Genomic DNA, 23,091 nt, shown 5'->3' on the forward strand with positions numbered 1-23,091 from the left:
ACAGGGCTGGCGCGTATTTGTAGCCCGGCCAAGCGCAGCGCCGCCGGGACACATGTGGCAGAAATACAGAATCAGCTCTGGGAATTACTCAGACAGCTTAGATTTATGTAATTTGTTGAGAGATGGCAATGACGTGAAGGTGGTGGGGGAAGGATGACTCGGCTGCGCCTCGCCCTTCGGGTCGTTGCCTGCGGCAACGCTTTCTCGCTACGCTCGAATCGAACCTTGGTCGAAGCTTCTCATCCTTCCCCGCATGGGCAGAATATAGAATTTCAGTGTCTTGCTTAAGTGGAGTGCTATCAGGAAATGATGGTGGTGGGGGAAGGATTACTCAGCGCTACGCGCCTCGCCCTTCGGGTCGTTGCCTGCGGCAACGCTTTCTCGCTACGCTCGAATCGAACCTTAGTCGAAGCTTCTCATCCTTCCCCGCATGGGCAGACTATAGAATTTCAGTGTTTTGCTTAAGTGGAGTGCTATCAGGAAGTGATGGTGGTGGGGGAAGGATTCGAACCTTCGAAGTCGATGACGGCAGATTTACAGTCTGCTCCCTTTGGCCGCTCGGGAACCCCACCAGGGGTAATTCAAATTGTAGATAAAGCTTGAAGATGGTGGTGGGGGAAGGATTATTCGTCGCTTCGCTCCTCACCCTTCGGGCCGTTGCCTGTGGCAACATTGTCTCGCTTTCGCTCGACTCGAACCTTGGTCGAAGGTTCTCACCCTTCCCAGTGAGCGCAAACTTCAGCATGTCTCATTGGGGTAACTACATCGCTGTAGTGAATGATGGTGGTGGGGGAAGGATTCGAACCTTCGAAGTCGATGACGGCAGATTTACAGTCTGCTCCCTTTGGCCGCTCGGGAACCCCACCACGGGGTAATACTTAATACTGGCCTGCTCCCTTCTCGGGAAGCGGGGCGCATCATACCAAATGACGCGCCACTGTAAAGTCTTCCTTTGATAAAAATAAACTGGTTGCCTGATTTTTATGCGTAAAGACGCAAAGCTAACCAGCTAATTTCATTATCGATTAAAGAATAATCGTCCGATTACCATAAACAAATACCCGTTGCGCCAGAACCTGATACAGCGCGCGGCTCAGGACGTTTTTCTCGACATCGCGACCGGCGCGCATCATATCTTCCGCAGTGTAGGTATGATCTACATGAATGACGTCCTGCATGATGATTGGGCCTTCATCCAGATTATCGTTTACGTAGTGCGCTGTTGCGCCAATAATCTTCACGCCGCGATCGTATGCCTGGTGGTACGGGCGAGCCCCGATAAAGGCAGGCAGGAACGAGTGGTGAATATTAATAATCTTGTTCGGGAAGCGAGAGACAAACTCAGGGGTCAGCACGCGCATATATTTTGCCAGCACGACATAATCAGGCTCAAGAGCGGCTATTGCGTCACCCATCAGCTTATCGTGCTCTTCGCGGGTTAAACCTTCATGACTTACCAGTTGGAAGGGGATATCAAATCGTTCAACCAAAGTGCGCAGCGTTTCATGGTTACCGATAACGGCGGCAATTTCTACGTCCAGTCCGCCGTAGTTGGCTTTCATCAGAAGATCGCCAAGGCAGTGGGCTTCTTTGGTTACCAGAATGACGACACGACGACGTCCTGCTGGATTGAGTTCACGAATAGACCCTTCCGGCAGAGCGCTGTCGAGGTCAGCCAGCAGAATGGAATCATTGAAAATACCTTCGAGCTCGGTACGCATAAAGAAGCGGCCGGTCCGGTGGTCAACAAACTCATTGTTTTGCACGATGTTCAGTTCGTGCTTGTAGCAGATATTAGTGATACGCGCGATGAGGCCTTTCTGATCAGGGCAAATGGTGCGTAGTACTTTACGTTGTAGTGAATGCATCGCGGGGAAAATCCTGTAGTGTTTGCTATTTCTGCTGCTGGCTTACTGGCCGCAGCATTTTTTAAATTTTTTACCTGAACCACAAGGGCAGGAGTCGTTACGACCAATTAGTGGTCGTGTACCGTCAATATAGTACCACTGTCCGTTTTCTTTTAAGAATCTGGATCGTTCAATAATAGTCCCGGAGCGGTTATCGTCAGTGAAACGTGCGATAAAACTGACGAAACCTTCATCGGCGTTCCGACCCTCATCGGCGGCAAAAACGGTGAGACCCAGCCAGTGAGTTCGGGTGAAACCGTTCTCAAGGTCTGCGCGAAACTGTTGCGCCTGACAGGAGGGATGCCAGGTTCTGATCAAATAGTCGGCATCCTTCATAACAAATGCGCTGTAGCGGGAACGCATCAGCTGTGACGGATCTGGCGCAAGCTGTGCGCCAGCCAGATAACGCTGACAACATGAGCTATACTCCAGAGCGCTGCCACAGGGGCATAATGGCGACAAAATGGCCTCCGTGAAATAAAGAACGACGGCGCTGCGCCGCCAAAGCGCATTATGTTAACTGAGGTGTGGCAATGATGCTATGCCCGGAGTGGAAGGATATGTTTCGGTACGAATGAGAAAGCTTAAGATTGGTCTGGCACTAGGGGCGGGAGCGGCGCGAGGGTGGTCGCACATCGGTGTGATTAATGCTTTACAGCGGTCAGGCATAGACATTGATGTTATTGCCGGATGTTCCATTGGCTCGCTGGTGGGGGCAGCTTATGCCTGTAATCGGCTTCCGGCACTGGAGAAATGGGTCTGTTCCTTCAGTAATTGGGATGTTCTGAAATTAATGGATCTCTCCTGGCAGCGCGGTGGGTTGTTGCGCGGTGAGCGCGTATTCAGTCAATACCGACAGATTTTGCCCGTGACGGAAATTGAGTCTTGCGAGCGTCGCTTTGCTGCAGTTACGACGAATTTAAGCACTGGTCGTGAATTGTGGTTTACTGAAGGAGACCTGCATTTGGCGGTACGGGCATCTTGTAGTATGCCTGGTCTGATGTCGCCAGTGATGCATAATGGTTATTGGCTGGTTGATGGCGCGGTGGTCAATCCCGTCCCGGTGTCACTGGCGCGTGCGATGGGGGCTGATATCGTTATTGCTGTCGATTTGCAACACGATGCGCATCTGATGCAACAGGATTTATTATCGATAGAGGCGCAGCGTCCGGAAGTGGATGAAGATTTCTCCTGGCACTCGCGACTCCGCTCCCGGTTAATGCGTATGACTTCGCGCCGGGCAACGGTCACTCCAACGGCTATGGAAATCATGTCTACTTCTATTCAGGTGCTGGAGAATCGTCTCAAGCGAAATCGCATGGCGGGCGATCCGCCTGATATCCTGATTCAGCCTTTTTGCCCGCAAATTTCTACCCTTGATTTTCATCGAGCCGCTGAGGCTATAGCAGCCGGACATCTGGCGGTTGAAAAGAAAATGGATGAACTATTACCTTTGGTGCGGACCTCTGCGTAGCGTACCTGATGCACACTTAAGTAAATTCTGACAGGCGATAGCGTGAATAGCATGCCACTATTACATTATCGTCAGCCAGAGGAGAGATCATGACGCAGCCATTGGCGGGAAAACAGATTCTGATAGTTGAAGACGAACCCGTTTTCCGCTCTCTTTTGCACACCTGGCTAACTTCGCTGGGGGCGACAACCGTACAGGCGGAAGATGGTGTGGCCGCGCTTCAGCATATGGCCGAGTCAAAACCTGACTTGATGATTTGCGATATTTCGATGCCGCATATGAATGGCCTGCAACTGGTCGAACATTTGCGTAATCAAGGCGAGCAACTACCTATTTTGATGATTTCGGCGACGGAGAATATGGCGGATATTGCTAAAGCTCTGCGCCTCGGGGTGCAGGACATCCTGCTGAAGCCGGTAAAAGATTTCGAGCGCCTGAAGGAAACGGTTTATGCTTGCCTCTATCCCAATATGTTCAATTCTCGCGTTGAAGAGGAAGAGCGGCTTTTTGAAGACTGGGATGCACTGGTAAGCGACCCTAAAGCGGCCTCAAGGCTGTTACAAGAGCTCCAGCCTCCGGTTAAGCAGGAGATATCCCGTTGTCGTATTCACTACCGACAACTGGTTTCAGCTGAGAAGCCCGGACTCGTTCTCGATATTGCACCGCTATCAGAAAACGATCTGGCGTTTTATTGTCTGGATGTCACACGAGCGGGCGATAATGGGGTTCTTGCAGCGTTATTGCTTCGGGCGTTGTTCAATGGCCTATTGCAGGAGCAGCTTGCCCATCAGGGACAGCGTTTGCCAGAAATGGGCAGTTTGTTGAAACAAGTGAATCATCTGCTACGTCAGGCGAATTTACCCGGACAATTCCCGTTGCTGGTGGGTTATTACCATAGCGGTTTGAAAAATTTGATTTTAGTCTCTGCTGGTTTGAATGGCACACTGAATACGGGGGAGCACCAAATTCAGATTAGTAATGGCGTTCCGCTCGGGACATTAGGTAATGCATACCTGAACCAAATAAGTCAACGCTGTACTTCATGGCAGTGCCAAATTTGGGGGGCAGGTGGTCGTTTGCGCCTTATGTTGTCTGCGGAATGAGCAATTGTGTTTATTTTGATGCCGGGTGGAATACCGCACGATCTTTTGTGGTGGTACTATCGCCGGGTTTAATGCGTAAAATTCCTAATTCGAAGATATCTAATCCTTTTCGGAACAGGTTTGGCTGAGCAGGCTGATATACTCGATACCATATTATTAACGAGAAGTTTAAAAAACGAACAGTCCAGGAGATTTCAATGGCTGCGCTTAATTCAAAAGTAACAAAAGCTGTAATCCCGGTAGCGGGACTAGGCACCAGGATGTTGCCCGCCACTAAGGCTATTCCGAAAGAGATGCTGCCGCTGGTCGACAAGCCTTTAATTCAATATGTTGTTAACGAATGTATCGCGGCCGGTATTACTGAAATTGTTTTGGTCACGCATTCCTCTAAAAACTCTATTGAAAACCATTTTGATACCAGTTTCGAACTGGAAGCCATGCTGGAAAAACGTGTAAAACGCCAGCTGCTTGAGGAAGTTCAGTCTATTTGCCCGCCGCACGTGACTATTATGCAGGTGCGTCAGGGGCTGGCGAAAGGCCTGGGTCATGCCGTGCTATGTGCACACCCGGTTGTGGGTGACGAACCGGTTGCGGTTATTTTGCCTGACGTGATTCTGGATGAATATGAATCCGATCTGTCTCGCGATAATCTGGCGGAAATGATCGCCCGTTTTGATGATACCGGAGCCAGCCAGATCATGGTTGAACCCGTTGCCGATGTTACTGCGTATGGCGTTGTTGATTGCAAAGGCCAACCTCTTGAGCCGGGTGAAAGCGTTCCGATGGTTGGCGTTGTTGAAAAACCGAAAGCAGATGTCGCGCCATCTAACCTCGCGATTGTTGGTCGTTACGTGCTGAGCGCAGATATTTGGCCACTGCTGGCAAAGACGCCTCCGGGAGCGGGTGACGAAATTCAGCTAACCGATGCCATCGATATGCTGATCGAAAAAGAAACGGTTGAAGCCTATCATATGAAAGGCAAGAGCCACGACTGCGGTAATAAATTGGGTTATATGCAGGCTTTTGTTGAATATGGCGTGCGTCATAAGTCGCTGGGTGAAGAATTTAAAGCTTGGCTGGAAAAAGCTATAGCCAGGTAATCGCTATATACATGAGTATCGGTCGGGGAGCGAGTTTCGCTCCCCGTTTTTTTATGCTCGTCAGGCGTTCGGGGAGATTAAAAGATAAAAAAAATCCCGCCGGAGCGGGATTTTTAAAAGGATACGATAGCTTATTACAGCAGGAAATCGTCCAGGGATTTACCCTGCTCGTCCATTGCTTTCTTAATGACTGCCGGAGTACGGCCCTGGCCAGTCCAGGTTTTGGTTTCGCCATTTTCGTCAACGTAGCTGTATTTAGCCGGACGAGCAGCGCGTTTTGCTTTAGTACCTGCTTTTACTGCTGCCATGGTGCTCAGCAGTTCATTAGGATCAATACCGTCAGCAATCAGCATTTCACGGTATTGTTGCAGTTTACGAGTACGCTCTTCAATTTCAGCAGCAGCAGCGCTTTCTTCTTCACGGCGTTCGTTAACGACAACTTCTAATTTTTCCAGCATTTCTTCGAGCGTTTCAAGTGTGCATTCTCTTGCCTGCGCACGAAGAGTACGGATGTTGTTCAAAATTTTAAGTGCTTCGCTCATTGTAGTAATCTCAAACTTATATTGTGGGGTGGTTTGTTGGACTAATAATAGAGCGATAAAATCAGATGTGCAATAGGGGAGAATGTAAGGAAGTCAAAATAACTTGTTATTTGTCGCGGGAATTAATTAATTTAAGTTAAATTTTCCGTGTGAGTTCACATCTTTCTCACTTATAGCGGAGTCGGAATCATAAGCTAAAACCCTGAGATAGTATGCTTTTTCCGATCCTCAAGGAGAAAAATTATACTTTGCATGGATAAATATCATCGTCAGTATTAGCGCAGCCGTTGTGACGATGTTTAATATAAAACACTTGTCCAGGTCCGTTATAGTCGTGAGCAGAAGCACAAAAGGACAATCGCGACACTTGCATTGACGCCTTCTCAGTACGAATTGCAGGCGTATCCATTCAATTAAGATGCTTAATCTTTTATACCCATCATACTTCAAATTGCTTATGTGTTGGCTGCGCTCGCTTACCCCAGTCACACAGTTATCTATGTGACCAGGGGCCTACTCCCTTGCCGCCTTTAAGCAACTCTAAATATTTAGGGTATAGATATCATCGTGCTTGAACCTTCAACACAATACCCACGGCGAAAGGGCAGATATCAAAGGAATATATGATACAATTTTGTCGCGATAAAACACATTGATTGGGGTTACGCAGCCGATGGCACAACTTTATTTCTACTATTCTGCAATGAACGCAGGTAAGTCGACCGCTCTGTTACAGTCTTCCTACAATTACCAGGAGCGCGGGATGCGTACCGTGGTTTATACGGCGGAGATTGATAACCGCTTTGGTTCCGGGAAGGTAAGCTCAAGGATTGGGCTCTCATCGCCTGCGCGATTGTATAATACCCAAACCTCATTATTTGCTGACATTGCCGGCGAACACGCGCGTCAGCCAATTCACTGTGTGCTGGTGGATGAAAGCCAGTTTTTGACGCGCGAACAGGTACATGAGTTGTCTGAAGTCGTCGATCAGCTTGATATTCCCGTGTTGTGCTACGGCCTGCGTACTGATTTTCGTGGCGAATTGTTTGTCGGCAGCCAATATTTGCTGGCGTGGTCCGATAAGCTGGTTGAATTAAAAACTATCTGTTTCTGTGGCCGCAAGGCGAGTATGGTGTTGCGCCTCGATCAGGAAGGGCGGCCATACAATGAAGGCGAGCAGGTGGTGATTGGTGGTAATGAGCGCTATGTTTCCGTCTGTCGGAAACATTATAAAGAGGCGTTAAGTGAAGGTTCTTTAACTTTTGCGCAGAGTAAATAGCGTCCCAGTGAGTTCAACCCTCAGATAATTCCTCTCAGGCGCTCTCTCAGCGCCTTTTTGCTTCAGGTAGTACACTTACCTTCGTTTGACGTTCAGGCAGCCAGCGGGCGTTCGCTGGGCTGTTGATGGCGGACATAAAAAAGCCCCATCAGAAGATGGGGCTCAGATTGACTTGCTTTATTGCCGTTAAATTAAGCGGATTTTTTCGCTTTTTTCTCAGCTTTGGCAGGTGCAGCTTCTTTCTTCTCTTCTGCTGCGCCTTCTACAAATTCACGACCGTAGAAAGTATCCAGCAGGATTTGTTTCAGTTCAGAAATCAGCGGGTAGCGTGGGTTAGCGCCGGTGCACTGGTCGTCAAACGCATCTTCAGACAGTTTGTCAACGTTGGCCAGGAAGTCAGCTTCCTGCACGCCAGCTTCACGGATAGACTTCGGAATACCCAGTTCAGCTTTGATTTCTTCCAGCCAGCCAAGCAGTTTTTCGATTTTCGCCGCAGTGCGGTCGCCCGGAGCGGTCAGACCCAGATGGTCAGCGATTTCAGCGTAGCGACGACGAGCCTGCGGACGGTCGTACTGGCTGAATGCAGTCTGTTTAGTCGGGTTGTCGTTGGCGTTATAACGAATAACGTTGCTGATCAGCAGGGCGTTCGCCAGACCGTGAGGAATGTGGAACTGAGAGCCCAGTTTGTGCGCCATAGAGTGGCATACGCCCAGGAAGGCGTTTGCAAACGCGATACCAGCGATGGTCGCTGCACTGTGCACACGCTCACGTGCTACCGGGTTCTTAGAACCTTCATGGTAGGACGCCGGCAGGTTTTCTTTCAGCAGTTTCAGAGCCTGCAGAGCCTGACCGTCGGAGAACTCAGAAGCCAGTACGGAAACATAAGCTTCCAAGGCGTGAGTTACCGCATCCAGACCACCGAATGCACACAGAGACTTCGGCATTTCCATAACCAGGTTGGCATCAACAATCGCCATATCTGGAGTCAGCGCATAGTCTGCCAGCGGGTATTTCTGACCGGTAGCATCGTCGGTTACGACCGCAAACGGGGTGACTTCAGAACCGGTACCGGAAGTGGTGGTGATCGCCACCATTTTGGCTTTGACGCCCATTTTCGGGAACTTGTAGATACGTTTACGGATATCCATAAAGCGCAGCGCCAGTTCTTCGAAGTGGGTTTCCGGGTGCTCGTACATAACCCACATAATTTTCGCAGCATCCATCGGGGAACCGCCGCCCAGCGCGATAATCACGTCTGGTTTGAAGGAGTTAGCCAGCTCAGCGCCTTTACGCACGATGGTCAGAGTCGGGTCAGCTTCTACTTCAAAGAAAACTTCAGTTTCAACACCAGCCGCTTTCAGCACAGAGGTGATCTGGTCTGCGTAGCCGTTGTTGAACAGGAAGCGGTCGGTCACGATCAGCGCGCGTTTGTGACCATCAGTAATCACTTCATCCAGTGCGATTGGCAGTGAGCCACGACGGAAGTAGATAGATTTCGGAAGTTTATGCCACAACATGTTTTCAGCTCGCTTAGCAACGGTTTTCTTGTTGATCAGGTGCTTAGGACCAACGTTTTCAGAGATGGAGTTACCACCCCATGAACCACAACCCAGAGTCAGGGAAGGTGCGAGTTTGAAGTTATACAGGTCACCGATACCACCCTGAGAAGCAGGGGTGTTGATCAGGATACGTGCAGTTTTCATCAACTGACCGAAGTAAGCAACACGTTCTGGCTGGTTGTCCTGGTCGGTATACAGGCAAGAGGTATGACCGATACCGCCCATCGCAACCAGTTTTTCAGCTTTATCAACAGCGTCTTCGAAACTCTTCGCACGATACATTGCCAGCGTCGGAGACAGTTTTTCGTGTGCAAACGGTTCGCTTTCATCTACGTCAGTGACTTCACCAATCAGAATTTTGGTGGCAACCGGTACGGTGAAGCCAGCCAGTTCAGCGATTTTATACGCTGGTTGACCAACGATAGCGGCATTCAGCGCGCCATTCTTCAGAATGACATCCTGGACCGCTTTCAGCTCTTTACCCTGCAGCAGGTAGCCGCCATGGCTGGCGAAACGTTCGCGAACAGCGTCATATACGGAATCAACAACAACAACGGACTGTTCAGAGGCACAGATAACTCCGTTATCGAAGGTTTTAGACATCAGCACGGATGCAACAGCACGTTTGATATCAGCGGTTTCGTCGATAACAACAGGGGTGTTACCTGCACCTACGCCGATTGCCGGTTTACCGGAGCTGTATGCTGCTTTAACCATGCCCGGACCACCGGTCGCAAGGATCAGGTTAATGTCAGGGTGATGCATCAGCGCATTTGACAGTTCAACGGACGGTTGGTCGATCCAGCCGATCAGATCTTTCGGCGCACCGGCAGCGATAGCGGCCTGCAGTACGATATCAGCGGCTTTGTTAGTCGCTTCTTTAGCACGCGGATGCGGAGAGAAGATGATGGCGTTACGGGTCTTCAGGCTAATCAGAGATTTAAAGATAGCGGTTGAAGTCGGGTTAGTCGTCGGGACGATGCCGCAGATGATACCGATAGGTTCGGCGATAGTGATAGTACCAAAGGTGTCGTCTTCAGACAGGACGCCACAGGTCTTTTCATCTTTATATGCGTTATAGATGTATTCAGAAGCAAAGTGGTTCTTGATCACTTTATCTTCGACGATACCCATGCCAGATTCGGCAACGGCCATCTTCGCGAGAGGGATTCGAGCATCGGCAGCAGCCAGAGCGGCGGCGCGGAAGATTTTATCGACTTGTTCTTGAGTGAAACTGGCATATTCACGCTGGGCTTTTTTTACGCGCTCTACGAGTGCGTTAAGTTCAGCGACATTAGTAACAGCCATAATGCTCTCCTGATAATGTTAAACTTTTTTAGTGAATCAGTAGCTCGATTCGACAGTATAGACAGAGTGTTAACGGCTTGCATGTAAATGTTAACGTAAAGAATTTTGTGCTTCTGACTTCACCGATTGACTAAAAAAGCTTTTGTTTTTCCGTTCAGGTAACGCTGCTTTCCCTCCTCGCTGTGTGTAAACAAGGTTACTCACTTCTGAGTACAATTTATGTGATCCAAATCAATAATCGGCGAAGCTGATACCTTTCAGCAGGTCGTTTTTTGACCTATTTGATCAAGTGTAATGATTCGGTATGCTAATTAAATGACTAAATAGCATTATCGAAACAAATAAATAACATCCGAGCTTTATTATGAACTTATGCATGAATAGAGATGAATTGTGCTATCAAACAGCGTATCTTCTCGCGGATATTTTATGCTGGTAACTGTCAACAGCCATTTTTAATGATGCTGCGGAGCGTACTGTGATTCAACCGTTGTTTGATTTTTCAGCTTACTTCAAATTTTTCATCGGCCTATTCGCACTGGTAAACCCGGTAGGCATTATCCCTGTCTTTATTAGTATGACCAGCTACCAGACGGCAGTTGTGCGTAACAAAACCAATCTGACAGCCAACCTGTCGGTGGCCATTATCCTGCTAACGTCTCTCTTTTTGGGCGATGGTATTCTTCAGGTATTCGGTATTTCTATCGATTCCTTCCGTATCGCTGGCGGGATTCTGGTCGTCACCATTGCCATGTCGATGATTAGCGGCAAGCTGGGTGAGGATAAGCAGAATAAACAGGAGAAATCAGAAACGGCAATCCGCGAGAGTATTGGCGTAGTACCGCTGGCGTTACCTTTAATGGCGGGGCCTGGCGCCATCAGTTCAACCATCGTCTGGGGTACGCGCTATCATACCGCCGCCCATTTTCTGGGCTTTTCGATTGCCATCGCTCTTTTTGCTCTTTGCTGCTGGGGGATTTTTCGTATGGCTCCCTGGCTGGTTCGCCTGCTTGGGCAAACGGGAATTAACGTCATTACCCGAATTATGGGGCTGCTGCTCATGGCTTTAGGAATTGAGTTCATTGTTACCGGGATAAAAGCTCTCTTTCCTGGACTAGTGAATTAATCTGCGCTTCTGCACGCGGGGCAAACCCCCGCGGTTGCTTAATTATTAGCAAAGCATATCAAAAAACGTTATATGAACACGTAAAATAACTTTTTTTAATATAATCGTATTTTTGTTTTTTATCAGTCTGTTACGAACTTATTCTGCCATTCCCCTCGCTATCCACTCACATTAGTTACTGTTATTTTCGTCACATCATTCTCTGGCGCTTGCCGTCAGATAATTGAAATGATATTAGTAAATTCACCGATGAGGCAGATGAATGTGCTAAATAATAAACAATTGTTAATTTTTCGTACAAAAAAGCACCTTCTCAGTATTGCTCGGTATGTAAAACAGTAATTTTTTGTATGCACATGATAGATAATGATTTTATAACTTTTTCTTTACAGGGGTAATTTTATGCTCTGCCTTCCGGGAGATCATAAAAGAGAATCCGGTAACATATTTGCAAATTGCATTGGCGGACGAGAAGGCCTTTTGGTACTTTCCGGCGTGATCTGTAGTGGAATACATACGCAAATGAGAATCTTTATTAAATAGCTCGTTGCGATTTAACATCACCTCCGGACAGGGGGGGGGGAAGAATCGACGTCAAGGCTGCCGTTTGAGCGGTCGTAATAAATAAGTCGGTGATAGCAAGCAGTACTCTCTGACAGCAGCATAAACTCCTGCACTGATCAGAATCCAGAAAATAGAAAACAGGCTGGTTAAATAGCCAGTAATTATAATGAGTGGAGTAATAACACAATGACCATCATCACGAAAAAAAGCCTGATAGCCGCAGGCGTATTCTCTGCGCTAATTACCGTTAACGCTGCCATAGCGGCAGATGTACCCGCAGGAGTACAGCTGGCGGATAAGCAAACGCTGGTTCGTAACAATGGCTCTGAAGTTCAGTCCCTTGACCCGCACAAAATTGAAGGCGTGCCGGAGTCCAATATTAGCCGCGATTTGTTTGAAGGTCTGCTCGTGAGCGACCTTGATGGTCATCCGGTTGCGGGTGTGGCGGAAAAATGGGACAACAAAGACTTTAAAGTCTGGACCTTCCATCTGCGTAAAGATGCTAAATGGTCAGACGGTTCCCCTGTCACTGCACAAGACTTCGTTTATAGCTGGCAGCGTCTGGCTGACCCTAAAACTGCTTCTCCTTATGCAAGCTATCTGCAATATGGCCATGTGGCTAACGTTGATGACATTATCGCCGGGAAAAAACCAGCAACCGACCTGGGTGTAAAAGCGCTAGACGATCATACTTTTGAAGTTACTCTCAGCGAGCCGGTACCGTACTTCTATAAACTCCTCGTTCACCCGTCCGTTTCTCCAGTACCTAAATCCGCTATTGAAAAATTTGGTGAGAAATGGACCCAGCCAGCCAATATCGTCAGCAACGGCGCGTATAAATTAAAAGACTGGGTGGTCAACGAACGTATTGTTCTTGAACGTAATACCAATTACTGGGATAACGGCAAAACCGTGATTAATCAGGTCACCTATCTGCCGATTTCGTCTGAAGTCACCGATGTAAACCGTTACCGCAGCGGTGAAATCGATATGACCTATAACAATATGCCGATCGAACTGTTCCAGAAACTGAAAAAAGAGATCCCGCAAGAAGTTCACGTCGATCCGTATCTCTGCACTTATTACTACGAAATCAATAACCAGAAAGCGCCGTTCACTGATGTGCGTGTGCGTACCGCGCTGAAGATGGCACTGGACCGTGACATTATTGTCAATAAAGTAAAAAATCAGGGTGACTTGCCTGCCTATAGCTACACCCCGCCGTACACTGATGGTATGAAGCTGGTTGAGCCAGAGTGGTTCAAGTGGTCACAAGAAAAACGTAATGAAGAAGCAAAAAAATTACTGACCGAAGCCGGTTATTCCGCTGATAAACCGCTAACCTTCAACCTGCTCTATAACACTTCCGATCTGCATAAAAAACTGGCTATCGCTGTGGCGTCTATCTGGAAGAAAAACCTGGGTGCAAACGTGAAGCTGGAAAATCAGGAATGGAAAACGTTCCTGGATAATCGCCATCAGGGCACCTTTGATATTGCTCGTGCTGGCTGGTGTGCGGACTATAACGAACCGACTTCTTTCCTGAATACCATGCTGAGCGATAGCTCAAACAACACCTCGCATTATAAGAGCCCGGCTTTCGATAAGATCATTGCGGAAACCCTGAAAACCAGCGATGAAGGCAAACGCGCTGACCTTTATGCGCAGTCTGAGCAGCAACTGGATAAAGATTCCGTGATCGTACCGGTCTTCTATTACGTAAACGCCCGTCTGGTTAAACCGTGGGTCGGCGGGTATACCGGTAAAGATCCGCTGGATAATACCTACACAAGAAATATGTACATTGTGAAGCACTAATGGCAATACGTGGGGCAGGCATATCGCTTGCCTCACGGTGTCTTATTTCATCGCACTATTGAAGGCACACGCCAGAAGGTACGGGCAATGTTAAAATTTATCTTACGTCGCTGTCTGGAAGCGATTCCGACGCTATTTATTCTAATTACAATCTCTTTCTTCATGATGCGTCTTGCACCGGGTAGCCCTTTTACCGGTGAACGCACGCTGCCGCCGGAAGTGATGGCGAATATTGAAGCAAAATACCATTTAAACGACCCCATCATGACCCAGTACTTCAATTACCTGAAGCAGCTGGCGCACGGTGATTTCGGTCCTTCCTTTAAATATAAAGATTATTCGGTAAACGATCTGGTCGCTTCCAGTTTTCCGGTGTCAGCCAAATTAGGCTTCGCTGCGTTTTTTCTGGCGGTTGTGCTCGGCGTAACTGCAGGGGTTATTGCTGCACTGAAGCAAAATACAAAGTGGGATTTTGCCGTGATGGGAGTCGCAATGACCGGGGTCGTGATACCCAGTTTTGTGGTCGCTCCCTTACTGGTCATGATATTTGCGATTACTCTGCACTGGCTGCCGGGTGGTGGCTGGAACGGCGGGGCGCTGCAATACATGATTCTGCCAATGGTGGCGCTGTCGCTGGCCTATATCGCCAGCATCGCGCGTATCACTCGTGGTTCGATGATTGAAGTTCTGCACTCTAACTTTATTCGTACAGCCCGGGCAAAAGGTTTGCCGATGCGCCGCATTATTCTGCGCCACGCCTTAAAACCCGCGCTGTTGCCCGTACTTTCCTATATGGGACCCGCCTTCGTCGGCATTATTACCGGCTCGATGGTTATCGAAACCATTTATGGTCTGCCGGGAATCGGTCAACTGTTTGTCAACGGCGCGCTGAACCGCGACTACTCGCTGGTACTCAGCCTGACCATTCTGGTCGGCGCATTGACCATTCTGTTTAACGCGATTGTTGACGTGCTGTATGCCGTTATCGATCCGAAAATCCGTTACTGACGCTGGGGTTCGCCATGATGTTAAGTAAGAAAAACAACGAGGCGCTGGAAAACTTCAGTGAAAAGCTGGAAGTTGAGGGGCGTAGCCTCTGGCAGGACGCCCGCCGTCGCTTTATGCATAACCGTGCCGCCGTTGCCAGCCTGGTTGTGCTAGTGATCATTGCGCTCTTTGTCACCATCGCGCCAATGGTATCGCAGTTCTCCTATTACGATACCGACTGGGGCATGATGTCCAGCGCGCCTGATATGGAATCAGCTCACTACTTTGGTACCGACTCTTCCGGCCGCGATCTGCTGGTGCGTGTGGCGATCGGTGGGCGTATCTCATTAATGGTCGGCGTCGCCGCGGCGCTGGTGGCGGTGATTCTGGGGACGCTTTACGGCTCTCTTTCCGGCTATCTGGGTGGCAAAGTAGACTCAGTGATGATGCGTCTGCTGGAAATCCTCAACTCCTTCCCGTTTATGTTCTTTGTCATCCTGCTGGTGACCTTCTTTGGCCAGAACATCTTGCTGATTTTTGTCGCTATTGGGATGGTCTCCTGGCTGGATATGGCGCGTATCGTTCGCGGCCAGACCCTGAGCCTGAAGCGCAAAGAGTTTATTGAAGCTGCGCAGGTTGGCGGCGTTTCAACGGGTAATATTGTTATCCGCCATATCGTACCAAACGTGCTTGGTGTGGTGGTGGTGTATGCCTCACTGCTGGTTCCAAGCATGATTCTGTTTGAATCTTTCTTGAGTTTCCTCGGCCTGGGTACCCAGGAGCCGCTGAGTAGCTGGGGTGCGTTGCTCAGCGATGGCGCGAACTCGATGGAAGTATCGCCGTGGCTGCTGCTGTTCCCTGCCGGTTTCCTGGTGGTAACTCTATTTTGTTTTAACTTTATCGGCGATGGCCTGCGTGATGCCCTCGACCCGAAAGACCGCTAAGGAGCGCCGTCATGAGCACGATTGAAACGGCAAAAGCGCCGCAGGCAGCACAACAATCCGGGCTGCTTCTGGATGTGAAAGATCTCCGCGTCACCTTTGGTACTCCCGATGGCGATGTTACTGCGGTCAACGATCTCAACTTTACTCTGCGGGCAGGGGAAACCTTAGGCATCGTGGGTGAGTCCGGTTCAGGTAAGTCGCAAACCGCTTTTGCGTTGATGGGCCTGCTGGCGGCAAATGGTCGTATTGGGGGTTCAGCGACCTTTAACGGTAAGCAGATCCTGAACCTTCCGGAACGTGAGCTGAATAAGCTACGCGCCGAGCAGATCTCAATGATTTTTCAGGACCCGATGACGTCGCTCAATCCGTATATGCGGGTAGGCGAACAGTTAATGGAAGTCTTGATGCTGCATAAAGCGATGAACAAAGCCGAAGCGTTTGAAGAGTCGGTCAAAATGCTGGATGCGGTCAAAATGCCGGAAGCACGTAAACGGATGAAAATGTATCCGCACGAATTTTCCGGCGGGATGCGCCAGCGCGTGATGATTGCTATGGCGCTGCTGTGTCGGCCTAAACTGCTGATTGCCGATGAACCGACTACGGCGCTTGATGTAACCGTACAGGCGCAAATCATGACGCTGCTGAATGAACTCAAGCGTGAGTTCAATACGGCTATTATTATGATTACCCACGATCTCGGCGTGGTTGCCGGTATCTGCGATAAGGTACTGGTGATGTATGCCGGACGTACTATGGAATATGGCCAGGCGCGCGACGTCTTTTATCACCCGTCACACCCTTATTCTATTGGCCTGCTCAACGCGGTACCGCGTCTGGACGCGGAAGGCGATGCTCTGCTAACCATCCCGGGCAATCCGCCAAATTTGTTGCGCTTGCCGAAGGGCTGTCCGTTCCAGCCGCGGTGTCCGCATGCGATGGAGATTTGCAATAGTGCTCCGCCTCTGGAGGCGTTTGCGCCAGGCCGCCTGCGCGCCTGCTTTCAACCGGTGGGGGATTTGCTATGAACGCCGTAACGGAACAAAGAAAAGTCCTGCTCGAAATCGCCGATCTGAAAGTGCACTTTGACATTAAAGACGGTAAACAGTGGTTCTGGCAGCCGTCGAAAACGTTGAAAGCGGTTGATGGCGTGACGCTGCGTCTTTATGAAGGTGAAACGCTGGGCGTAGTCGGAGAGTCCGGCTGCGGAAAGTCGACATTTGCGCGGGCGATCATTGGCCTGGTAAAAGCCACTGACGGTAAGGTTGCCTGGCTGGGCAAAGACCTGCTGGGAATGAAACCTGATGAGTGGCGCGATGTGCGCAGCGATATTCAGATGATCTTCCAGGATCCGCTGGCGTCGCTGAACCCGCGAATGACTATCGGGGAAATCATTGCCGAGCCGCTGCGGACTTATCATCCGAAAATGCCGCGTCAGGAAGTTCGCGACCGGGTTAAAGCGATGATGATGAAAGTAGGGCTGCTGCCAAATTTGATAAATCGCTATCCGCACGAGTTTTCCGGTGGTCAGTGCCAGCGTATTGGTATTGCGCGCGCGCTAATCCTTGAACCCAAGCTGATTATCTGTGATGAACCGGTTTCAGCGCTGGACGTGTCGATTCAGGCGCAGGTGGTGAACTTGCTACAGCAGCTGCAGCGTGAAATGGGCCTGTCGCTGATTTTTATCGCCCACGACCTGGCGGTCGTGAAGCATATTTCTGACCGCGTGCTGGTGATGTATCTGGGTCATGCCGTGGAGCTGGGCACTTACGATGAGGTGTACCATAATCCGCTGCATCCTTATACCAAAGCGTTGATGTCGGCGGTTCCGGTTCCAGATCCTGACCTGGAAAGAAATAAAACTATCCAGTTGCTGGAGGGAGAATTACCATCGCCGATTAACCCACCGTCGGGATGCGTATTCCGCACGCGATGCCCTATTGCCGGCCCGGAGTGTGCGAAAACGCGACCGGTACTGGAGGGCAGCTTCCGACATGCGGTTTCCTGCCTGAAGGTAGACCCGTTATAATCTCTGGGGCTGACGTAAGTCAGCCCTTTTTTAGCGAGGTTAACGTGGCTTTTCATATTCATGCCGCTCGTCTGCGGCTGTATCATTTACTCTTCGATCAAAACCGACGCTCTGGTCGCCATTTTGAAGGTCTTTGCGGCGTTTTTGCGTTGCTATCGGTGTTGGTCATATTTATCGAGTCCGGGCTAGGAACTCAATATCATCTGACATTAGATGAATGGCATATTTTCGTCTGGCTTGAGCTTATCGTTACTGCGGTTTTTACCCTCGAATATCTTCTGCGGCTCATCAGTTGGCCGAATCCGCTTAAGTATATTTTCAGCTTTTGGGGAATCATTGACCTTGCCACTATCTTACCGCTGTATGTGATGTGGCTGTGGCCGGAGATTAGCCTCGATTACGTCTTTGCCTGGCGGGCCATGCGCGCTATCCGCGCGTTACGCATTCTTAAGCTGCTGCGTTTTATGCCATCGCTGAATATTTTCTGGGCCGCCATCGTCAGCGCCCGCCACCAGCTAATCCTTTTCTATTCTTTTATTGCTATCGTGATGGTGATTTTTGGTGCGCTAATGTATCTGGTTGAGGGGCCGAAATACGGATTTACCACGCTAAATGCGTCAGTTTACTGGGCGATAGTGACGATAACGACGGTGGGTTATGGCGATATCACGCCGCATACGCCGTTGGGGCGTATTCTGGCCTCCATACTTATCTTAATCGGCTACTCGATTATTGCGATCCCGACCGGTTTAATTACCACCCACATGACCACGGCATTACAGAATCGCCGAACTCAGCGCGTATGTCCCAATTGCGAGCATGATACGCATGAGAAAGATGCACACTACTGTAAGGTATGCGGAAGCGAACTGCCTAAGTAAATAAAAAGCCTGCCTCGGTAAATCAGGCAGGCTTCTTCTGTTTAGCTATTGGCTTGAGAAAGAGCTTATTCTCGCCACAGGATATGGCAGAGCTTGTGGTCTTTTTCACGGCATAGCAGCACACGGGCAAAAATATCGTTAATTTCGCCGCCATCTTCATCGGCCAGGCCAATAACGACTTCAGCAAAAAAGTCAGGGTTGAGATCGAAATCAACGTGCTCTTCCCAGTCAGGAGCCGGGTCAAACAGCTCTGCGCCACCGCGCTCTTCAAACTGCAGGTTGAACAGAATGACGTCCGCCGGATCGAGGTTGTCGACGGCCAGTTCCAGGAAGATATCGTAAGCCTGTTCGAGCGTTTCATCTTCGGTCAGGCGATTGTTTAAATCCATATCCATGATTGCTACCCACTAAATATCTGATTGGCACGTTTTACAGCAACGGACTGAAGAAGTAAAACAGTCGCTCGGCGATCCGCTGCCACAGGGGACGTTTTAACCACAAGCGGGCGTCCAGCAGGCGCGACCGAGATATATAGTCGTCCTGCACCGCGGCCAGATCGCTACCAAACCCGGCATCGTCAATCACCAGCGTGATTTCGAAATTGAGCCACAGGCTACGCATATCGAGGTTCACGGTTCCCACCAGGCTAAGTTCGCCGTCAACAAGCACGCTCTTGGTATGCAGCAGGCCACCTTCAAATTGATAGATTTTAACCCCGGCAGCCAGAAGTTCGGTAAAGAAGGCGCGGCTGGCCCAACCAACCAGCAGTGAGTCGTTCTTGCGCGGCAAAATAATGCTGACATCGACGCCTCGCTGGGCAGCGGTGCAGATAGCATGCAGCAAATCGTCACTGGGCACAAAGTAGGGGGTCGTCATGATCAAATGCTCTTTGGCTGCATAAGCGGCAGTGAGCAGAGCCTGATGGATCAAGTCTTCCGGGAACCCCGGGCCAGAGGCGATGGTGTGAATCGTATGCCCGCTGGCTTCTTCGAACGGCATGATATTGGCGTCCGGCGGCGGTGGTAAAATACGTTTCCCGGTTTCAATCTCCCAGTCGCAGGAATAAACAATACCCATGGCAGTCGCGACAGGGCCTTCCATTCGCGCCATCAAATCGATCCACTGACCAACGCCAGAGTCTTGTTTAAAGAAACGTGGATCGACCAGATTCATACTGCCGGTATAGGCAATATAGTTATCGATCATGACCATTTTGCGATGCTGACGCAGGTCCATGCGGCGCAGGAAGACACGCATCAGGTTCACTTTCAGCGCTTCAACAACCTCAATTCCGGCGTTACGCATCATGGCGGCCCATGGGCTGCGGAAAAAGGCCACGCTTCCGGCTGAGTCGAGCATTAAGCGGCAGTGTACGCCGCGCCTGGCCGCTGCCATTAATGACTCTGCGACTTTATCGGCCATACCGCCGGGCTGCCAGATATAGAACACCATCTCGATGTTATGGCGAGCGAGTTGGATGTCGCGGATCAACGCCTGCATGACGTCATCGGATTCAGTGAGTAGCTGAAGCTGATTGCCTTTGACGCCGCCAATGCCCTGGCGGCGTTCGCAGAGTTTGAACAACGATTCTGCGACCGGGCTATTGTCATCGGCAAAGATATGTTTGCAGGCTTTGAGATCTTTTAGCCACTTGGCCGTTGAAGGCCACATGGCGCGTGCGCGCTCGGCTCGGCGTTTGCCCAAATGCAGTTCACCGAATGAGAGATAGGCAATAATCCCTACCAGAGGAAGAATATAAATGATAAGCAACCACGCCATCGCTGACGGGACTGCGCGTCTTTTCATTAATATGCGTAATGTTACACCTGCGATCAGTAGCCAGTAACCGAGTATGACCAGCCAGTTAACCACCGTGTAAAAGGTTGTCATAGATGAAAAATCCTTTTGAATGACTTTATGTCATGAGTTTACGCATCAACATCAATCTGGCAAATAAAAACGCAGCGAAAGCGTTGGTCAGCCAGTTTCATCGGTCTATAATGCAGGCTGTTTTCACTCGTAGAGTAGTAGCAATGAAGCGTAGTAGAACGGAAGTAGGGCGCTGGCGTATGCTTAGACAAGTGAGTCGCCGCAAAGCGCGCTGGCTGGAAGGCCAGTCGCGTCGCAACATGCGCATCCTCTCCATCAGAAAAGAGCTGGTTAAACGGCAACGTCATTCTCTGCTGTTCACCTTCTCTGAGTTTTGAGAGTCGAAACAAAAGGCACCGCTAGCGGTGCCTCTGTTTTTTGCCAACATTTTGTTTTTAGAATACTTTTTTGAAAGGTTTTACAGATACTTTCTGATAAACCCCTGCGGCGATATACGGGTCATCATTGGCCCATGATTGTGCCGCTTCCAGCGATTCAAATTCCGCAATAACCGTTGAGCCGGTAAAGCCAGCCGCGCCAGGCTCATTACTGTCTACAGCAGGCATTGGGCCTGCGGTTAGTAAACGACCTTCATCATGTAATAATTGCAAACGTGCCAGGTGGGCGGGACGTACCGACGAGCGTTTTTCCAGAGAGTCGGCAATATCTTCGGCGTAGATAACGTAAAGCACGGCATGGCTCCTTATCAATAAATTGGCGAATCACGTTAAGTGAAACCGTCGTTGACTGCAATGCAAAGATGCGCACGAGCCTTAGAATGCCATGTCCCCGAGTGTTTTTGTCAGAAAACAGGGCAAATTTTGATACAAGCTAACAACCCTAGTTGAATATGATTGCTATTTGCATTTAAAATCGGGGCATCATTTTTCAACAGAAACGACTATGAGCGCAATGACCCTTGATTTACCTCGCCGCTTTCCATGGCCTACGCTACTGTCCGTTGTTATCCACGGCGGTGTTGTCGCGGCGTTGCTTTATACTTCGGTACATCAGGTTATTGAACGGCCTTCACCCTCACAGCCCATTGAGATTACGATGGTGGCCCCTGCCGATCTGGAGCCGCCTCAGGCAGCGCAGCCGGTAGTTGAACCCGTTGTTGAGCCAGAACCGGAACCTGAAGTGGTTCCGGAACCGCCAAAAGAAGCGCCGGTAGTTATTCATAAACCTAAGCCGAAGCCAAAACCTAAGCCGAAACCGGAAAAAAAGGTTGAACAGCCGAAGCGTGATGTGAAACCGGCGGAAACGCGTCCGGCCTCACCGTTTGAAAACTCAAATACGGCACCTGCGCGCACCGCACCAAGCACATCAACCGCTACCGCTAAGCCTACCGTCACTGCGCCTACCGGTCCGCGGGCGTTAAGCCGAGGGGAACCGACCTACCCGGCTCGTGCTCAGGCACTGCGCATTGAAGGTGATGTTCGGGTTAGGTTTGATGTCACGCCAGACGGACGCGTAGATAACGTCCAAATTCTCTCCGCCCAGCCAGCCAATATGTTTGAGCGTGAAGTGAAAAGCGCCTTACGTAAATGGCGTTATGAAGCGGGTAAACCGGGAACCGGGATCACCATGACCATTCAGTTCCGTCTGAAAGGCGTGAAAATTAGCTAATTTCGTAAAACAAGGCCCCTCATGGGGCCTTCTCCATTAATACATCATCAAGCGCTTTCTGCGCCACCACCAGATGTTGCCCGCCAAAAAGAATGGCCCGATTCAGCAAAGTATACAGCTGGTAGACGGGTTGACGTTCGAGGAATCCGGACGGTAGCGGTGAAACGGATTGATAGCCGTCATAGATTTGCGGAGGCTGTTCCGGATGCAGCGGCAGCATCGCCAGATCGCACTCGCGATCCCCCCAATAGCAGGCCGGGTCGAAAATGTACGGCCCGTTTGGCCCAAGCGCACAGTTACCGGACCATAAATCACCGTGGAGCAATGACGGCTGCGGTTGATGATTGCTCAGCCGCTGCTGTACGGTCTCGACGAGGCTATCTATGTTGCCAAAATGCAGGCCCTTCTCGGCAGCCAGTTCCAGTTGCCAGCCTATACGCTGTTCGGCAAAGAACGTGGACCAGCGGCGCTGCCAGGCATTGGGCTGGGGCGTGGTGGAAAGATCGTTGTCAAAATCCAGACCGAACTGTGGTTGATCGCTCCATTGATGCAAATGCGCGATTTGCTGGCCTAACAGGAAAGCGTTATGCGCATCCAGCGGGCGAGGGGGAAGATATTCCATGACCAGGAAACTGTAATCCCGGTCGCTGCCTACGGCAAAAACCTGCGGTACGTTAACGGTTTTACTTCGCGACAGTAGCTCCAGCTGATCTGCCTCAGCGGTAAAAATAGGCAGAAGCTCCCGCTCATCGCATTTTACAAAGTAATCCCGCCCGCCGAAGCGTAAATGCCAGGCCGCGTGGATTTCTCCACCAGGTAGTTCGTTTCGCAGTTCGATTTCAGCTGCTTCGGTATGCCAATCGCTTAACAAATTGCTGATAGCTTGCCACATGCTGTCTCTCCCCATGTTTTCCACCATTTCATAAGGTTAGCGCATAACTCCGGCGTAAAATTCGAACTAACGCACAACTGGCG

21 protein-coding genes, 2 tRNA genes and 3 other RNA genes are annotated in these 23,091 nt (G+C 50.0%); 13 read left to right on the plus strand and 13 right to left on the minus strand.

Features of this window, described 5'->3' with window-relative positions:
- Window positions 1-137: 137 nt before the first annotated feature.
- The 7 genes from FN082_RS05020 to FN082_RS05050 form a co-directional block, all read right to left on the minus strand.
- Window positions 138-264: non-coding RNA, RtT sRNA (locus FN082_RS05020), on the minus strand.
- A 46-nt stretch (window positions 265-310) separates the two neighbouring features.
- Window positions 311-441, minus strand: a non-coding RNA gene (locus FN082_RS05025) — RtT sRNA.
- Between the two features lie 46 nt (window positions 442-487).
- Window positions 488-572: transfer RNA gene (locus FN082_RS05030), tRNA-Tyr, on the minus strand.
- Window positions 573-606: 34 nt separating this feature from the next.
- Window positions 607-738, minus strand: a non-coding RNA gene (locus FN082_RS05035) — RtT sRNA.
- 43 nt (window positions 739-781) lie between these two features.
- A tRNA-Tyr gene (locus tag FN082_RS05040) sits at window positions 782-866 on the minus strand.
- 159 nt (window positions 867-1,025) lie between these two features.
- Window positions 1,026-1,868 (minus strand): formyltetrahydrofolate deformylase, encoded by an 843-nt coding sequence (gene purU / locus FN082_RS05045; protein ID WP_139537571.1) that lies wholly within the window; start codon window positions 1,866-1,868, stop codon window positions 1,026-1,028.
- Between the two features lie 42 nt (window positions 1,869-1,910).
- The gene (locus FN082_RS05050; RefSeq protein WP_139537569.1) at window positions 1,911-2,369 is read right to left on the minus strand and encodes a YchJ family protein; all 459 of its coding nucleotides are present in this window, start codon (window positions 2,367-2,369) and stop codon (window positions 1,911-1,913) included.
- Between the two features lie 112 nt (window positions 2,370-2,481).
- Between FN082_RS05050 and rssA the strand changes: the two genes are divergently transcribed.
- From rssA to galU, 3 genes are all read left to right on the plus strand, one after another.
- Window positions 2,482-3,381 (plus strand): patatin-like phospholipase RssA, encoded by a 900-nt coding sequence (gene rssA, locus FN082_RS05055; RefSeq protein ID WP_139537567.1) that lies wholly within the window; start codon window positions 2,482-2,484, stop codon window positions 3,379-3,381.
- An 89-nt stretch (window positions 3,382-3,470) separates the two neighbouring features.
- Window positions 3,471-4,484: a two-component system response regulator RssB gene (gene rssB / locus FN082_RS05060; RefSeq protein ID WP_139537566.1), complete on the plus strand. Its 1,014-nt coding sequence runs from the start codon at window positions 3,471-3,473 to the stop codon at window positions 4,482-4,484.
- Between the two features lie 197 nt (window positions 4,485-4,681).
- Window positions 4,682-5,584: a UTP--glucose-1-phosphate uridylyltransferase GalU gene (galU, locus tag FN082_RS05065; protein ID WP_139537564.1), complete on the plus strand. Its 903-nt coding sequence runs from the start codon at window positions 4,682-4,684 to the stop codon at window positions 5,582-5,584.
- A 134-nt stretch (window positions 5,585-5,718) separates the two neighbouring features.
- On the opposite strand, the gene hns is transcribed toward galU, so the two are convergent.
- Window positions 5,719-6,126 carry a histone-like nucleoid-structuring protein H-NS gene (gene hns, locus FN082_RS05070; RefSeq protein ID WP_041146073.1) on the minus strand — a complete coding sequence of 136 codons (408 nt, stop codon included), beginning with the start codon at window positions 6,124-6,126 and terminating at the stop codon, window positions 5,719-5,721.
- A gap of 673 nt (window positions 6,127-6,799) precedes the next feature.
- Here hns and tdk point away from each other — a divergent pair.
- A complete protein-coding gene (gene tdk / locus FN082_RS05080) occupies window positions 6,800-7,405 on the plus strand; it encodes a thymidine kinase (protein ID WP_139537563.1) in 606 nt (201 codons plus the stop codon).
- Between the two features lie 191 nt (window positions 7,406-7,596).
- Here the strand turns inward: tdk and adhE are convergent, their stop codons facing one another.
- Window positions 7,597-10,272, minus strand: a complete 2,676-nt coding sequence (gene adhE, locus FN082_RS05085; protein ID WP_139537561.1) for a bifunctional acetaldehyde-CoA/alcohol dehydrogenase — start codon at window positions 10,270-10,272, stop codon at window positions 7,597-7,599.
- A 478-nt stretch (window positions 10,273-10,750) separates the two neighbouring features.
- Here adhE and FN082_RS05090 point away from each other — a divergent pair, with 478 nt between their 5' ends.
- The 7 genes from FN082_RS05090 to FN082_RS05120 all read left to right on the plus strand — a co-directional run bounded on the left by FN082_RS05090 (window position 10,751) and on the right by FN082_RS05120 (window position 18,618).
- Window positions 10,751-11,398 (plus strand): YchE family NAAT transporter, encoded by a 648-nt coding sequence (locus FN082_RS05090; protein ID WP_139537559.1) that lies wholly within the window; start codon window positions 10,751-10,753, stop codon window positions 11,396-11,398.
- A gap of 750 nt (window positions 11,399-12,148) precedes the next feature.
- The gene (gene oppA / locus FN082_RS05095) at window positions 12,149-13,780 is read left to right on the plus strand and encodes an oligopeptide ABC transporter substrate-binding protein OppA (protein ID WP_139537557.1); all 1,632 of its coding nucleotides are present in this window, start codon (window positions 12,149-12,151) and stop codon (window positions 13,778-13,780) included.
- Window positions 13,781-13,867: 87 nt separating this feature from the next.
- Window positions 13,868-14,788: an oligopeptide ABC transporter permease OppB gene (oppB, locus tag FN082_RS05100; RefSeq protein ID WP_139537556.1), complete on the plus strand. Its 921-nt coding sequence runs from the start codon at window positions 13,868-13,870 to the stop codon at window positions 14,786-14,788.
- 14 nt (window positions 14,789-14,802) lie between these two features.
- The gene (gene oppC, locus FN082_RS05105; protein WP_139537554.1) at window positions 14,803-15,711 is read left to right on the plus strand and encodes an oligopeptide ABC transporter permease OppC; all 909 of its coding nucleotides are present in this window, start codon (window positions 14,803-14,805) and stop codon (window positions 15,709-15,711) included.
- 11 nt (window positions 15,712-15,722) lie between these two features.
- The gene (gene oppD / locus FN082_RS05110) at window positions 15,723-16,736 is read left to right on the plus strand and encodes an ABC transporter ATP-binding protein (RefSeq protein WP_139537553.1); all 1,014 of its coding nucleotides are present in this window, start codon (window positions 15,723-15,725) and stop codon (window positions 16,734-16,736) included.
- Complete coding sequence (gene oppF, locus FN082_RS05115) at window positions 16,733-17,737, plus strand: murein tripeptide/oligopeptide ABC transporter ATP-binding protein OppF (protein WP_139537552.1); 1,005 nt, start codon at window positions 16,733-16,735, stop codon at window positions 17,735-17,737. Before oppD ends, oppF begins: the two co-directional genes overlap by 4 nt.
- Before the next feature lie 44 nt (window positions 17,738-17,781).
- A complete protein-coding gene (locus FN082_RS05120; protein ID WP_142981233.1) occupies window positions 17,782-18,618 on the plus strand; it encodes an ion transporter in 837 nt (278 codons plus the stop codon).
- 65 nt (window positions 18,619-18,683) lie between these two features.
- Here FN082_RS05120 and FN082_RS05125 read toward each other — a convergent pair whose 3' ends face one another.
- Together FN082_RS05125 and cls are read right to left on the minus strand one after the other, a co-directional pair.
- Window positions 18,684-19,013, minus strand: a complete 330-nt coding sequence (locus tag FN082_RS05125) for an HI1450 family dsDNA-mimic protein (protein ID WP_004103097.1) — start codon at window positions 19,011-19,013, stop codon at window positions 18,684-18,686.
- A gap of 34 nt (window positions 19,014-19,047) precedes the next feature.
- Complete coding sequence (gene cls / locus FN082_RS05130) at window positions 19,048-20,508, minus strand: cardiolipin synthase (RefSeq protein WP_139537549.1); 1,461 nt, start codon at window positions 20,506-20,508, stop codon at window positions 19,048-19,050.
- Between the two features lie 143 nt (window positions 20,509-20,651).
- On the opposite strand from cls, the gene FN082_RS05135 reads away from it, so the two are divergent.
- Window positions 20,652-20,825, plus strand: a complete 174-nt coding sequence (locus FN082_RS05135; RefSeq protein ID WP_004103093.1) for a YciY family protein — start codon at window positions 20,652-20,654, stop codon at window positions 20,823-20,825.
- A gap of 57 nt (window positions 20,826-20,882) precedes the next feature.
- Here FN082_RS05135 and FN082_RS05140 read toward each other — a convergent pair whose 3' ends face one another.
- A complete protein-coding gene (locus FN082_RS05140) occupies window positions 20,883-21,179 on the minus strand; it encodes a YciI family protein (protein ID WP_142462964.1) in 297 nt (98 codons plus the stop codon).
- Window positions 21,180-21,390: 211 nt separating this feature from the next.
- On the opposite strand from FN082_RS05140, the gene tonB reads away from it, so the two are divergent.
- Entirely contained in the window at window positions 21,391-22,116 is a 726-nt protein-coding gene (gene tonB, locus FN082_RS05145; RefSeq protein WP_139537547.1) for a TonB system transport protein TonB, read from the plus strand.
- A gap of 19 nt (window positions 22,117-22,135) precedes the next feature.
- Here the strand turns inward: tonB and FN082_RS05150 are convergent, their stop codons facing one another.
- The gene (locus tag FN082_RS05150; RefSeq protein WP_142462963.1) at window positions 22,136-23,008 is read right to left on the minus strand and encodes a fructosamine kinase family protein; all 873 of its coding nucleotides are present in this window, start codon (window positions 23,006-23,008) and stop codon (window positions 22,136-22,138) included.
- Window positions 23,009-23,091 lie beyond the last annotated feature (83 nt).

Source organism: Klebsiella spallanzanii (genome assembly GCF_902158555.1).
Classification (GTDB): Bacteria; Pseudomonadota; Gammaproteobacteria; order Enterobacterales; family Enterobacteriaceae; genus Klebsiella; species Klebsiella spallanzanii.